Origin of the sequence: Bacillus sp. FSL K6-1000 (assembly GCF_038630785.1) — a bacterium.
Taxonomy (GTDB): domain Bacteria; phylum Bacillota; class Bacilli; order Bacillales; family Bacillaceae; genus Bacillus; species Bacillus safensis.
The window spans coordinates 2,486,864-2,500,999 of sequence record NZ_CP152042.1 but is presented as its reverse complement, the minus strand read 5'-3'; the positions used below and the strand labels follow the sequence as shown (position 1 = coordinate 2,500,999).

The window sequence follows — 14,136 nt, the reverse complement described above, 5'->3', positions numbered from 1 at the left end:
TCCTATCTAGCATCATATCAACGGGAGTACAGGGAGTTTAATGCTGTACAGAAAGTGGGGCATCTACATGCCTTTGTTTTGTTTGCGATGATAGATGAGAGGAGAGCTGGTGAATCCAATGCCACCTAAACCGTTGAGGGAGTGTAAGGTGCGAGGGTGCAGAGAGTTAACAAGCGATGGTTATTGTCCTACTCATGCTGATGGTAAGCAGCAGGAATCGAAGTATTACAACAATCATGTTCAAGATAAACAAACAGACAAGACAACTTGTTCTAATGCGAGACAATTACCTTTGTCAAAGCCGTTTAAAACAAGATTGTGTCGTCCCTGCTGTCATGGTTCATCACATAGTGGAGCTAAAACAGGATTGGAACAAACGATTAGATTTAAATAATCTTGAAAGCATGTGTAATAGTTATTGAAACAAAGAGCAGATAAAATAAATCCATGAAAGTTAATGTATCAAAAATATAAGTAATAACAGACATATATCACAGCTACATCTAAAATATACTGATGTGTAACAAAAAGTACTTCCATAATGGAAGGACTTTTTGTTGATTTAACATGATCGATTTTAGCACCTTTCTTGTATGTTACAAGGTAAACGAAATGAAACCGGTTGTTGATCACACATAAAACCTTATGAGAGAGATAAAAAGTAGTAAGAATAATAGATTATTAAATTTAACAAAAAGAGACATAAAGATTATTTTTTGTTAAATAAATAAGGATTTAAATACCAATTTTATTCAAAAATAAGAAAAAGTGTATAAAAAAATTCCTGTATTTGTTAATGTTCTTTATAGGCCAATAAACTCTTGCGGATGCATCTGCTTTTAAGGAGAATTTTAAATGAAAAAACAAATTATTGCAGGAACACTAGCATTGACTACTTTATTTTCAATTGTAGCCCCAGTTTCTACGTATGCAGCAGAGAACAAAAAAGAAAAAAATCTAGTTAAAGTTGAATTGCAGAGTACCGTTCTACAAAACGCTACAGTTCAAAACGAATTAACGAATAAAATTAATAATACTGTAGTAAATGATCCTACACTAAGTACAAAAGGTTTGAAAAAAGACGCTTTAGTCTATGCATTAAGGAATGGCGGCAAACTTCTAGGAGACCTTCTGGAAATTTTGAGTAAGAAAAATGCAGATTACGTTAAAAAGTACTCCAAACAAATTGCCGATTTTCTTGACAGTGTTACAAACAGTATTGAAGCAAGATTAATTGATTTCCTGATCTTTGAATTGGGGATACCAGCATCTTCTGCAAGAACAATTGCTTGGGCAATTATGTTCATTATTGCATAATTAACAAAGGAGTGACACGATGAATTTAGAAAGAGAGATAGAACTCCTCAAGTATCAAAATTATTTACTTAAGACAATCATTGACGGAGATGACCATCCATTTTTCATGTTTGCTTTGGATCATAATTTAAGGAAAGAGCAAGTAGATGCTGTCGTTGAAATTTTGGGGATTTTCTCTAATCGTTTAAATGGAGAAGAAGAGTCTCTAGAAATCAAGAAAGCATCCACAAATGAAAAATTGAAAGCGGTTGGGATTTCTGTTGAAGAAGCGTTGAAAAATGAAGTGCCAACAAGACAAGAATTTGATCATTATAAGGAGAAAATATTTTCTTCTGATATCGAAACCAAATACTTATTAATGAGCCTTCAAAGACAGCATATTCAGCCAACTGTATGTGAGTTCTTATTGAAAAATAATTAATTGCCAGCCCCTTCGCTTGATGAAGGGGCTTTTTTACTGAAAAGCTGGAGAGAATTTGAGGGATTTTTGTTTTATGGAACTTTTAAAGCTTCACAAACTGCCGTTTATAAAAACGACAGCTCTCTTAAAAAGGGAATCATATCTCTTTTTTAAATATTCTTCTTCCTCAATTAAAAAAACTAAAGTGTATAGTAGAAGGTAATCAGAAAAACAATGAAAGGAATGATCTCTTTTATAATATCAAACCAAAACACCTATTATATGAAAATGGAGAAACAACAAGCAGCCCTGAAGGTGATCAATAATTTGCTAAACAGCTAGGCCATATCGAGATCACGAGCGGGCATATCGTTGCCTGTGATCCTTTTGATTCAGAAGGTGATCAATCTTTTACGAGGAAAGTTACTCTAGGGAAATATTCCATTTTACTTGTAGTAAAACGATTAGAAAGCGGTGACGAACGCGTCGCCTATGCAATGATCAAGTTTACAAACGAGCAAGCAATAGAATGGGAGCTTGCCACAAGAGCAGGGCAGGAACTCAATCAGTTGAAAGAAGACGAGTTATTCGGCTACGGTGTGAATACGGGAATGGGTTGTTTCATGGATGCGGAAGCAGCAATATATTTATAAGCTTATGAGGATAAACGATATAAAGAGGACAATGATTTCTATCTTTATGAGGAATTTGCAGAAGCGCTTGAACAAAACTACAAGCACACATGGGACTGGCTCGTCACCCGTTTTCATGACAAGGTGGACATTGCCATGTTTACAACAGTCATCAGTGACGGGATGTATCCAAGCTTTTGGGGGCTAGATCAAAAAGGGAAACCTGCTTACCTTGTGACGGATTTTCTTATCATGAAATGACGAGAAACCCATGAAATCATGGGTTTTTATTGTTCTTTGATTATAGACTTAGGCATTTTTTGATTAAACCTATTATTTTAAGCGACTCTATAGTAAGTCACTTTTCCGATGCTTTTTTCTATTAATTTCTCTTTAAAAAATTCAATGATTCTATAAAAATAAAAAAACGCTCCGATAATGAAGAAGTAAGATAATGAAAAGGGAGTGTTATTTTTGAAAAAATGGATCGTCATGATGTTACTAGTAATCCTTTCATTCACGCAGTCAGTTCAAATGGTACATGCAGCTAAGGATGAATGGAATCAATTAGCTGATTTGCCAACAGCAAGAGTGGGAGCTGTAGCTAATGCTGTAGATGGGAAAATTTATGTAATTGGTGGGTTTAATGCCGACAAAGAAACGTTAGAATATGATCCATCTGTAAACAAATGGACTAAAAAGAAAGATATACCTACTGGAAGAGGAGGAGCAGCATCAGTAGTAGTAGGTTCAAAAATATATGTCCTTGCTGGAAAACATACGGGTTTTACTTATAATAAGTTCGAAGTGTATGATACAAAAAAAGATGAATGGGAAACACTACCTGATATTCCCTTTGTTAGCAAATCAAAAGGCTCATATAACGTTCAAGCGGGTGTTATTGGAAATAAAATTTATGTACTAGGCGGTAAAGAATTTTTTAGTTATGATTTAACCAGTCAAACATGGAAAGAAGAAGCTCCTCTAAATGTAAAAGCAGAGGGTGCGACAGGTTTAGTTTTAAAAGAGAAGTTTTATATAATTGGACAGAACGATAATCGCCAAGTTTTTGAGTATGACACAAACAAAGGAGTTTGGTCATTTAAGAAAAGAAATCTTTCAGGTTATTTAACTGGCGTTACTTATAAAGGGAATATGGTATTTCCTGCCTCTTCAACTAGAAAATTAAATATTTATGATGCTAATAAAGAAGAAATTATAGGTGTAGATGTACCTTATCACAATCCTCGTATAGGTGCTTCATCTGTCATTATTGACGATACTTTATACGTTATTGGCGGTCGAGATTATAATCTGAATTATACAGAGATTGCAGATCAAAACTACAAATCTGTCATCTCTTTATCTTTAAAAGACCTGCAATTTCCAAACAACACTGAAACCGAACCACCTGGTGACAAAGACACAGAACCAACAACACCTCCTAAAGACGATGCAACAAATGAAGACGGCGATGCACTACTCATCATCACAATGGTCAATGGCTTACAGAAAGAGTATGACCTTTCAATGAAAGAAGTCAACGCCTTCCTATCCTGGTACAAAAAACGTGATGCAGGAGAAGGACCAGGTTTTTATGAAATTGACGAGCATGACAATAACAAAGGTCCATTTGAAAGTAAAAAGGATTATGTAGTGTTTAAAAACATTCTCATGTTCGAAGTCAATAAATATAAGAAGTAATTGAAATCAAAGCCATCTAATCAAACTAGGTGGCTTTTGAGTTAGCTCGACAGCTTTCAGCAATTTTAAGGCAAATTTAAGCTCGGATTTTATTTCAAATGTATTAAATCTTTGTTACAATAAGACAGCTTTGCTCAAAAGAGACATTCCAAGGTTCGACATTTTTTTAGCAATTCTTAAAAATTTTATGGTTTGATATGAAACTCTTTTGATGATCCATGCGTCTCTATAAGTGTCAAAAGAAAAGAGGTTATCAATATGCTATTCAAGAAGCTATCAGAAAATAAGTCTGTAAAATGGATAGGATATACAAGCTTTTACTTACTTATTTTGCTATTATTGTTCTTTATTTACGGATTCCACACAGCAAATACGGGATCATTCATTTACAACGATTTTTAATTGGAGATTAAACTATGAAACTATTACACACGATTCATGAATACCAGCAAACGAAACCAACACAGCCAGCATTTGTTTCTCAACAGGCGTCGATCACATATGATGAGCTTTGGCATTTATCAGACCAAATGGCTGGTGCGATCGATGCGGTCGCAGCTGGCAGTGAACCTGTCATTGTCTACGGTCATATGGAGCCAGAGATGCTGATTTCTTTCTTAGGCAGTGTGAAATCAGGCAGACCTTATATTCCGGTCGATATCTCAATACCTGTTGAGCGCATCGTCTCAATCATTGAAAGCTCAAAAGCCAGTCTATTGATATGTGCAAATGAGCAGAATGTATTAGATGTAGAAGAGCACATTGAAGTGAAAAGTGCGGCATCGCTTTTAGCACTTGAAAAAGAAGCACCGCCATCCACGCAGTGGGTTCAACAAGATGATGTTTTCTACATTATTTATACGTCTGGCAGTACCGGAAAACCGAAAGGCGTTCAGGTAACAGCCAATAATTTAGAAAGCTTTACAGAGTGGATGTGCCGCGACTTCCCAATTGGTGAGGGACGCACATTCTTAAATCAAGCACCATTTTCTTTTGACTTATCAGTGATGGATCTCTATCCAGCGCTTCAATCAGGCGGCACGCTTTACTGTTTAGTAAAAGATCTTGTCAATAAGCCAAAGGATATGTTTGCAGCACTTGGTCAATCTGACGTTGAAGTGTGGACATCAACACCATCCTTTGTGCAAATGTGCTTAATGGACCCTTCCTTTACAGGAGAGCTTTTACCAGAGCTGAAAGTTTTCTTGTTCTGCGGTGAGGCGCTTCCTGTAGCTGTAGCAAGTGCACTTCTGGAGCGTTTTCCAAAGGCGCAGGTCTTTAATACGTATGGTCCAACTGAAGCAACTGTTGCGATCACATCGATTGAAGTCACGCAGGAGATTCTTGATCAGCACGATTCTTTACCAGTCGGCTATGCCAAACCTGATACAGATATCGTCATTTTAGATGAAGAAGGCAAGACACTTTCTGATGGTGAGAAAGGCGAAATTGTCATCGTGGGGCCAAGCGTCACGAGAGGCTACTTAGGTGAACAAGCCTTAACGGATAAAGTGTTCTTTGAATACGAAGGACGCCCTGCTTACCGCACAGGTGACGCAGGTGTGGCGCAGGATGGATTAATTACGTGCCACGGTCGTCTCGACTATCAAATTAAGCTTCATGGATACCGGATGGAGCTTGAAGAAATTGAATATCATGTAAGCGAGACAACCTATGTCAATGCTTGTGTGATTGTGCCATTCCAGCCAAACGGTCATGTCGAGTACTTGATTGCAGCGATTGTTCCAGCAGCTCATTCATTTGAAAAAGAGTATCAGCTGACAAGTGCGATTAAGAAAGAAATGGCGGATTCACTGCCAGCGTACATGATTCCAAGAAAGTTTGTCTATCTTGAGCAGCTTTACATGACGCCAAACGGGAAGGTTGACCGTAAGAGAATCGCGAAAGAGGTTCTTCTATGATTCCGTTTAGTTCATTCTTTTTCTTCATTCTAATTGGTATTCTTCTTTTGCCGACGATCATTCTTGGTCTTCGCGGCAAAAGAATGCAGGGCTACAACATGTTTGCAACGGTTGTGGCACTCGCGCTTATTTTCTCAAAGGATGCACATGGCGCACTGCTGCTCTTCTTGTTCACGGTGTGGCAAGTCTTAATCATTCGCCTGTACCTTGCATACCGGTTAAAGGCGAATCAGGCATCCGTTTTCTATGCAGCAGTGGTGGCATCAATTTTGCCGCTTGTGCTGTCAAAGGTATTACCGTTCTTTTTAACTCATCACCCGCACCAACCGGCGCCAATTAACTGGTTGAGCTTTTTGGGGATCTCGTACTTAACATTTAAAGGTGTTCAGTTAATTATCGAGACAAGAGACGGCTTGATTAAGAAGAAAATTCCGATTCATCGTTTGGTCTATTTCATTGTCTTTTTCCCGACGATTTCATCAGGTCCGATTGACCGTTACCGCCGATTTGAAAAAGATATGGATACACCGCCTGAAAAGGAAGCATACAGTGATCTTCTGTATTCCGGTATTCATAAAATTTTCATTGGCTTCTTATATAAGTTCATTATTGGTTATCTGATTCACACGTATATTCTGATGAATATTCATCACATTAGCAGCAGTCACTTTGTTCAGCAGTTAACGTATATGTATGCTTACAGCATGTATTTGTTCTTTGACTTTGCTGGATATACAGCATTTGCTGTAGGTGTGAGTTATATTATGGGCATTAAATCGCCAGAGAACTTTAATAAACCGTTTATCAGCCGCAATATTAAAGACTTCTGGAATCGCTGGCACATGTCCCTGTCCTTCTGGTTCAGAGACTACGTGTTTATGAGATTTGTGTTCTTTATGACCAAAAAGAAGTGGATCAAGAACCGTATGGCTGTATCAAATATCGGGTACTTTGTCCTCTTTCTATTGATGGGTGCTTGGCATGGTCTTGCCCTTCAATATATTATTTACGGACTATATCATGCAGTTGTCATGTCCGGTTACAATTTATTTGAGAAATGGAATAAAAAGCACAAGTGGTGGCCGGATAATAAGGTCACAATGGTTGTGTCTATCATTATTACATTCCATGTGATTTGTTTCGGATTTTATATTTTTTCAGGAAAACCATTTCATCATTAATCATTAAGGGAGTAGAAAATTATGGAATTTAAAAATCAAGTATACGGTATTATTGCAGAGGTTTGTCAGGATGACGTTGTGAAAGAAAATCCAGAGATTGCGATTTTTGAAGAAGGTCTTCTTGATTCATTTGGTACAGTAGAACTGCTTATGGCAATTGAAAGTCAACTCGGAATCACTGTTCCGATTACAGAATTCGATCGTGATGTGTGGGATACGCCGAATCATATTGCTGAGCAGCTGGCAGAGATGAAGTAATGAAAAAGCGTTTTTTTGGGCCGCTTATTTTAGCGGCTGTTCTATTCATTGGTGTTCTTCTTGTACCAAATGCATGGCTCTCACACCTGATCCCAAAAGACAAATTACAAAAGTCAGCCACAGAATTAGATCCAGGGATGTTTCAAGGGCTTTATTTACAAGATGAAATGCTAAAAGATCCAACTTATTTGCCGATCTATGGATCTTCTGAACTATCACGTTTTGATCCATATCACCCTTCGAATTTCTTTCATGAGAATCCTCAAGGGTTCACACCTTATCTAATTGGAAAAGGTGGATCGCAATCATTAATTCATGCGATGAACTTTGCAGCGCATATGGATGAATTAAAAGGGAAGAAGCTTGTATTTATCGTGTCCCCGCAGTGGTTTGTGAAATGGGGATCTGACGAGAATCACTTTGCACCTAACTATTCAGCGCTTCAGGCGCTGAATCTAGCCTATAATAAAGAAATTGATCCAACTGTGAAAAAAGAGCTGATTAAAAGAATCATGAAGTTTAAAGCAGTCAAAAACGACATGGTGATTACAGAGCTTTTTAAAGCAGAGCTATCTGGAAACAAGTTCGCTTATGGCGCGATTTCTCCTATTGCGAAAATGTATTATGGCATGCTTCAAAAGAAAGACATGTACTATACGATTGGATCGGGGCATGAGCGCAAGCTTCAACCATCTCCTTCAGTCAAAGGAAAAACATGGGCTGAGCTTGAAAAAGAAGCGAGCATTTTTGGTGCGGAAAGAGCAGGGGACAACCCGTTTTATATTAATCAAAAACTGTTTGACCGCAAACTGAAACCGATCATGAAGAAGATGAAGGATTCCCGTGAAGGTCATTCTTATGCCGAATCACCAGAATATAAAGATTTTCAAATCATGCTGGATATTTTAAAACAGGCAGGGGCAAAGCCTTTGTTTGTAACGATTCCTGTCAACGGAAAGTGGTATGATTACACTGGTTTTCCGAAAGAAGGCCGTACAGGTTATTATGAAAAAATCAATCGTCAAATTCGAGATAATGGGTATGAAGTCGCAGATTTGACTAAGCATGAGTACGATCCATATTTCTTTAAAGATACGATTCATGTGTCTTATAAAGGATGGGTTTACATCGATAAAGCAATTGAAAAGTTTTACAAAGAGCAGTAGAAAGAGCAGCTTTCTGCTGCTTTTTGTTTGTCGAATCAGCGGATATCTTGTATAACTGAGGGAAAAGGGCTATGCTGTAGATGGAGGCGATATGATGAATCGTTCTGAGAAAAAAGAACTATTAAAGCGTTCGAAGAAGCATTTTAATGATCATGCCTTTTGGGAAAAGCTAAAAAAGACGGCACAAAAAGCTGGTGTCTCTCTAGTCTATGCTGTGCTATTACTTTACTATACATTGCAAAAACCCGAAGTGCCTGTCAAAGCAAAGACCTTGATTATTGGAGCACTCGGCTACTTTATCCTTCCGCTTGACCTCATTCCTGATACATTGATTGGTGTCGGCTATACAGATGATTTAGGCGCCATTACATTTGCTCTATTTCAAGTAGCAATGTACATTGATGATGATGTGAAAGGAAAAGCAAAAGACAGGCTGTCAAAATGGTTCGGCGAAAAAACCGATACGTCTTTGATTGATCAAAAGCTTGAGGATGGCGGTATGCCGTCTGCATAAAGAAAAGCCTCCGTTATTGGAGGCTTTTTTCTTTTATCCTAAAAATTTCACGCAAACTGGATGAGGGACGGTAATGTCTGATTGTAATACAGTGAGTCGTCCTGTTTCTTTGTCGCGTTTGTATAACACGAGATTGCTAGATTCTTGGTTTGAACCGACGAGGAATTCTTCTGTTGGATCAAGCACAAAATCTCTAGGCCAGTTTCCTTCAGAAGAAGCAATCTCGACTAGGCTTAATTGGCCGTCATCGTCTGCTTTAAAAATCGCAATGCTGTCATGACCGCGATTTCCTGCATAAACAAATTGGCCGTCTGAAGAGACATGAATAGCACTGCCTTGATTGTTCTCTGTAAAATCGCTTGGAATGGTCGCGATTGTTTGAATCTCTTCAAAATGACCATCTTCAAAGTAACGAAGCACAATGACCTCTGAGCTTAGCTCTGTCATAACATATGCCACAGGTTTCGTTGGGTGGAATGTGATATGACGAGGTCCGCTGCCTGGCTTTGTTTCAAATGTATGAGCAAGCTCAAGTTTGCCGTCTTCTTTCTTATACGTATAAATTCCATCTGTTCCAAGGTCAACAGCCACAGCAAATTGTTCATCTGGCGTGAGACCCATAAAGTGGGTGTGTGGCTTTTCCTGACGATCTTCGTTAGGGCCAGTTCCTTCATGCTGCGCCTGTGAGAGCGTGCGGATCACTGAGCCATTTTCAGCATCGATCTCATACATCTCTGCTGTCCCTTTATGATAGTTTGCTGTATACGCCGTTTTCGTTTGACTGTCCACGCTGACGTGACAAGGAGAAGCTCCATCGGCAAGCTCTTGGTTGATGAAGTGAAGTCTGCCTGTTGTTGAATCAATTTGATACGCAGCAAGGCCGCCCTGTGATCCTTTTTTCACAACAGCATAAACAAACTTTTGATCCTCTGACACGGTTAAATATGTAGGATTTTCAAGCTCAGCAGCGACTTCTACTTGCTCAATCTGCTGCTTGTCCGTATTTAATGTAAACGTATAAACGCCTTTACTGTCTCCCTTTGTATACGTACCGATATAACCTCTGATGTTAGCCATGTATTGCCCTCCTTCTATTAGATGCTCTCATTCTATCATAAATTCATAGGAAAACGCTTTAGAAAGGCATACCAAAAGAAAAAACAAAGTCATTGAAATCTCACAATATTCATCAAAAATTATGTGAAAAAATATCACAAAAGTTTTCTCAAAAGAAAAGCGTTCATGTAAAGTAAATAAATTGAAGAAAAAATACAAAAAATTTTAAGTTTTTTCATTCCTTGTCTAGCAAAGGTGTAAGCGTATACATTTAATTTTGATTAGTCTAAATTGTCTAATAATTTTAAAAATGCTGTTGACACTGTATGGAAAGCGGCGTAAGATGGGTTCAACAAAAGCTAAACAAACACGCAGTGCAAGCGATTGACACTTCAAAATAAAGTGTCTGAAAATTCAACTACTTTTTGTTTGAAAGAGAGGGTGCTCACTGAAAATGGAAGACCAAAAGGAACAATGGATCTTTTTAAACGATGAACTCGTGAAAAAAGAGGATGCGAAAATTTCAGTTTACGATCATGGCTTTTTATATGGCGACGGTGTTTTCGAAGGGATTCGCGTGTATAACGGAAATATCTTTCGAATGAAAGAACATTTAGACCGCCTGTATGATTCCGCCAGATCCATTATGCTGAACATTCCATATTCACTTGAGGAACTCACGGAAAAAATGATTCATACAGTTGAAAGGAACGGCCTAAAGGATGCCTATATCCGCCTTGTCGTCTCAAGAGGAGCGGGTGATCTTGGATTAGATCCTAACAACTGCGGGAGAGCCAACACAGTGATCATTGTAGAGCCGCTGGCCATTTTTCCAAAGCACCTATATGAAACGGGTATTGACATTGTGACGGTTCCAACAAGACGAAATCGTCCAGATGTCCTTAGCCCAAAAGTGAAATCATTAAATTATTTGAATAACATTCTTGTCCGAATCGAAGCCCATATGGCCGGTGTGAGTGAAGCGCTGATGCTGAACGATCAAGGGTACGTGGCGGAAGGTTCTGCAGACAACGTGTTTATTTATAAAAAAGGCAAGCTTTATACACCGCCAGGTTATATCGGCGCACTTGAAGGCATCACAAGAAATGCCATCATGGAAATTGCGGAAGACTTAGGCTACGAAGTGAAAGAAGAACCTTTCACAAGACATGATGTGTATACTGCAGAAGAAGTATTTCTAACAGGAACCGCAGCCGAAGTCATCGCCGTTGTCAAAGTTGACGGCCGTACAATCGGTGAAGGGAAACCTGGGTTCCACACAAACAAACTTCTTGAACAATTCCGTAAGCGGGTAGTTGAAGAAGGAGAAAAAGTTGTTTTTACAGATGAAAACATTCATGCAAGTTAAATAGATATCGATAAACGTTGAAGAGGACTAGTAGCTTTAGAGTCAGTATCTACAGAGAGCCGGTGCTAGCTGGAAACCGGTGTTACTTTCTAAAGTGAACTCACCTCTGAGTGTCTGCTTGAAATGATAGTAGGGCAGGCCGAGTGACATTGCTCACTCGTTACCAAAATGGACGAAAGATGTCCATGAGACGGCAGCAAGGTTTGCCGTGAACAAGGGTGGTACCGCGAAAAACAAAGCTTTTTCGCCCCTTTGACCTAGTGAAAAGTAGTGTCATTGTGGGGTGAGAAGGCTTTTTTATATGGTCTCATATCTCTATCTTGAATGGAAAAGGGTGAAAGGACTTGACTGAAGCAAGACAAAGAGGAGGAAATCAAATGGGGACAAATGTACAAATGGAGACGGAAAAATCAAAAGCGCCACAAACGATGAACGGTGCACTCATGTTAATTGAAGCACTCAAAAGAGAAAAAGTAGAAGTCATTTTCGGCTATCCAGGCGGAGCAGTTTTGCCAATCTACGATAAAATTTACGATTCTGGTTTATTTCATGTCCTGCCAAGACATGAGCAGGGAGCGATTCACGCAGCAGAAGGATACGCAAGAGTATCTGGTAAACCAGGTGTTGTCATTGCAACATCAGGGCCTGGAGCGACAAATCTTGTGACAGGAATTGCAGATGCGATGATTGATTCACTTCCCTTAGTTGTATTCACAGGGCAGGTGGCAACGTCAGTCATTGGATCGGATGCTTTCCAAGAAGCAGATGTGCTCGGCATCACAATGCCAATTACAAAGCACAGCTACCAGGTAAGAAATCCAGAGGAGTTACCTGGTGTTATTAAAGAGGCATTCCATATCGCAACAACAGGCAGACCTGGCCCAGTCTTGATTGATATTCCAAAAGATGTCGCAGGCATTGAAGGAACCTTTGAATATGACCAGCCAATTGATTTACCTGGTTATCAGCCAAAAGTAGAGCCGAACTATTTGCAAATTCGCAAATTAGTAGAAGCTGTCAGCAGAGCGAAAAAACCAGTCATTCTAGCAGGAGCCGGCGTTCTTCATGGCAAAGCATCTGAAGAATTAAGACAGTATGTAGAGCAGCAGCAAATCCCAGTCGCTCATACATTGCTTGGACTTGGCGGATTCCCGGCAAAGCACCCTCTTTTCCTAGGGATGGCAGGTATGCATGGCACATATGCAGCGAACATGGCTCTTCATCAATGTGACCTGCTCATTTCAATCGGAGCAAGATTTGATGACAGGGTAACAGGCAACCTCAATCATTTTGCAAAACATGCGAAGGTCGCTCATATTGACATCGACCCAGCGGAAATTGGCAAGAACATTCATACCCATATCCCGGTTGTTGGAGACAGTAAGCTCGTTCTTGAAGAGCTGATCAAGCAAGACGGGAAGCAAGGGGAATCAGACGAATGGAAAAATCAATTAGATCAGTGGAAGGAAGAATATCCACTCTGGTACGTTGAAAACGAAGCTGAAGGTTTTAAACCTCAAAAGCTGATTGAATACATTCATCAATTCACAAAAGGTGAAGCCATTGTCGCAACTGATGTCGGACAGCATCAAATGTGGGCGGCACAGTTCTATCCATTTGAAAATGCAGATAAGTGGGTCACATCTGGAGGACTTGGCACAATGGGCTTCGGATTACCAGCAGCCATTGGCGCTCAGCTAGCTGATCAAGAGGCAACCGTTGTAGCAATTTTAGGAGACGGAGGTTTCCAAATGACCCTGCAAGAACTTGCCGTTATCCGTGAGCTGAACCTTCCAGTCAAAGTGATTGTACTCAATAATCACAGCCTTGGAATGGTAAGACAATGGCAAGAAATTTTCTACGAAGAACGCTACTCACACTCTAAATTTTCAGAGCAGCCAGACTTCGTAAAATTATCTGAAGCTTATGGCATTAAAGGGATCAGAATCTCATCAGACGAAGAGGCGAAAGAAAAACTCGAAGAAGCCTTAACCTCTAGAGAGCCTGTTTTCATCGATGTCAATGTAGCGAGAGATGAAAAAGTATTCCCGATGGTAGCACCGGGGAAAGGACTTCATGAGATGGTGGGGGTGAAACCTTGAAAAGAATTATTGTGTTGACTGTATTAAATCGATCAGGCGTACTGAACAGAATCACAGGCCTCTTTACTAAAAGACACTACAACATTGAAAGCATTACGGTCGGCCATTCTGAGATTCAAGATGTATCACGCATCACGTTCGTCGTCCATGTAGACCAAGAGAAAGACATCGAACAGCTGACAAAACAGTTGAACAAACAAATCGATGTTCTGAAAGTAACAGACATTACAAACCAATCAATCGTTCAGCGAGAGCTGGCTTTGATAAAAGTCGTATCTGCACCAGCATCTAGAATGGAGATCACGGGGGTCATTGAACCTTTTAGAGCTTCTATTGTAGATGTGAGCAGAGAGAGTGTCGTCATTCAGGTGACAGGTGAGTCTTCAAAAATTGAAGCACTCATTGAATTACTTAAGCCATACGGCATTAAAGAAGTCGCCAGAACTGGCACCACGGCCTTTGCGAGAGATAATCAGCAAAAGCCGCAAACAAATAAAACAATTTCAATTGTCTAA

At 39.5% G+C, this 14,136-nt stretch carries 13 protein-coding genes, 2 pseudogenes and 1 other annotated feature; of the genes and pseudogenes, 14 read left to right on the top strand and 1 reads right to left on the bottom strand.

Features of this window, described 5'->3' with window-relative positions; all coding sequences use genetic code 11:
• The first annotated feature begins 118 nt into the window (after positions 1-118).
• The 11 genes and pseudogenes from MHI46_RS12915 (at position 119) to MHI46_RS12865 (ending at position 9,094) form a co-directional block, all read left to right on the top strand.
• Positions 119-422: pseudogene (locus MHI46_RS12915) on the top strand (HNH endonuclease).
• A gap of 433 nt (positions 423-855) precedes the next feature.
• Positions 856-1,317: a hypothetical protein gene (locus tag MHI46_RS12910; protein ID WP_075611730.1), complete on the top strand. Its 462-nt coding sequence runs from the start codon at positions 856-858 to the stop codon at positions 1,315-1,317.
• Positions 1,318-1,336: 19 nt separating this feature from the next.
• Positions 1,337-1,738, top strand: coding sequence for a DUF1878 family protein (locus tag MHI46_RS12905; protein WP_144494540.1), 402 nt, complete (start codon positions 1,337-1,339; stop codon positions 1,736-1,738).
• 326 nt (positions 1,739-2,064) lie between these two features.
• Positions 2,065-2,610 (top strand): annotated as a pseudogene (locus MHI46_RS12900) (DUF4241 domain-containing protein).
• 213 nt (positions 2,611-2,823) lie between these two features.
• The gene (locus tag MHI46_RS12895) at positions 2,824-4,053 is read left to right on the top strand and encodes a kelch repeat-containing protein (RefSeq protein WP_260774567.1); all 1,230 of its coding nucleotides are present in this window, start codon (positions 2,824-2,826) and stop codon (positions 4,051-4,053) included.
• Between the two features lie 252 nt (positions 4,054-4,305).
• Positions 4,306-4,455, top strand: a complete 150-nt coding sequence (locus MHI46_RS12890) for a teichoic acid D-Ala incorporation-associated protein DltX (protein WP_024427820.1) — start codon at positions 4,306-4,308, stop codon at positions 4,453-4,455.
• 14 nt (positions 4,456-4,469) lie between these two features.
• On the top strand, positions 4,470-5,975 hold the full coding sequence (dltA, locus tag MHI46_RS12885) for a D-alanine--poly(phosphoribitol) ligase subunit DltA (RefSeq protein ID WP_039180452.1): 1,506 nt from the start codon (positions 4,470-4,472) through the stop codon (positions 5,973-5,975).
• Positions 5,972-7,156 carry a D-alanyl-lipoteichoic acid biosynthesis protein DltB gene (gene dltB / locus MHI46_RS12880; protein WP_039180449.1) on the top strand — a complete coding sequence of 395 codons (1,185 nt, stop codon included), beginning with the start codon at positions 5,972-5,974 and terminating at the stop codon, positions 7,154-7,156. Before dltA ends, dltB begins: the two co-directional genes overlap by 4 nt.
• Before the next feature lie 21 nt (positions 7,157-7,177).
• Positions 7,178-7,414 (top strand): D-alanine--poly(phosphoribitol) ligase subunit 2, encoded by a 237-nt coding sequence (gene dltC, locus MHI46_RS12875; RefSeq protein WP_024423191.1) that lies wholly within the window; start codon positions 7,178-7,180, stop codon positions 7,412-7,414.
• Complete coding sequence (gene dltD / locus MHI46_RS12870) at positions 7,414-8,580, top strand: D-alanyl-lipoteichoic acid biosynthesis protein DltD (RefSeq protein ID WP_039180447.1); 1,167 nt, start codon at positions 7,414-7,416, stop codon at positions 8,578-8,580. Before dltC ends, dltD begins: the two co-directional genes overlap by 1 nt.
• 94 nt (positions 8,581-8,674) lie before the next feature.
• Entirely contained in the window at positions 8,675-9,094 is a 420-nt protein-coding gene (locus MHI46_RS12865) for a YkvA family protein (RefSeq protein WP_058838320.1), read from the top strand.
• 33 nt (positions 9,095-9,127) lie between these two features.
• Here the strand turns inward: MHI46_RS12865 and MHI46_RS12860 are convergent, their stop codons facing one another.
• Complete coding sequence (locus tag MHI46_RS12860; protein WP_034279790.1) at positions 9,128-10,171, bottom strand: lactonase family protein; 1,044 nt, start codon at positions 10,169-10,171, stop codon at positions 9,128-9,130.
• A gap of 433 nt (positions 10,172-10,604) precedes the next feature.
• Here MHI46_RS12860 and ilvE point away from each other — a divergent pair, with 433 nt between their 5' ends.
• From ilvE to ilvN, 3 genes are all read left to right on the top strand, one after another.
• Positions 10,605-11,519: a branched-chain-amino-acid transaminase gene (ilvE, locus tag MHI46_RS12855; RefSeq protein WP_039180440.1), complete on the top strand. Its 915-nt coding sequence runs from the start codon at positions 10,605-10,607 to the stop codon at positions 11,517-11,519.
• A gap of 8 nt (positions 11,520-11,527) precedes the next feature.
• Positions 11,528-11,774 (top strand) — a binding site (T-box leader).
• 122 nt (positions 11,775-11,896) lie between these two features.
• Positions 11,897-13,621: an acetolactate synthase large subunit gene (ilvB, locus tag MHI46_RS12850; protein WP_025092480.1), complete on the top strand. Its 1,725-nt coding sequence runs from the start codon at positions 11,897-11,899 to the stop codon at positions 13,619-13,621.
• The gene (gene ilvN / locus MHI46_RS12845; RefSeq protein WP_007501584.1) at positions 13,618-14,136 is read left to right on the top strand and encodes an acetolactate synthase small subunit; all 519 of its coding nucleotides are present in this window, start codon (positions 13,618-13,620) and stop codon (positions 14,134-14,136) included. Before ilvB ends, ilvN begins: the two co-directional genes overlap by 4 nt.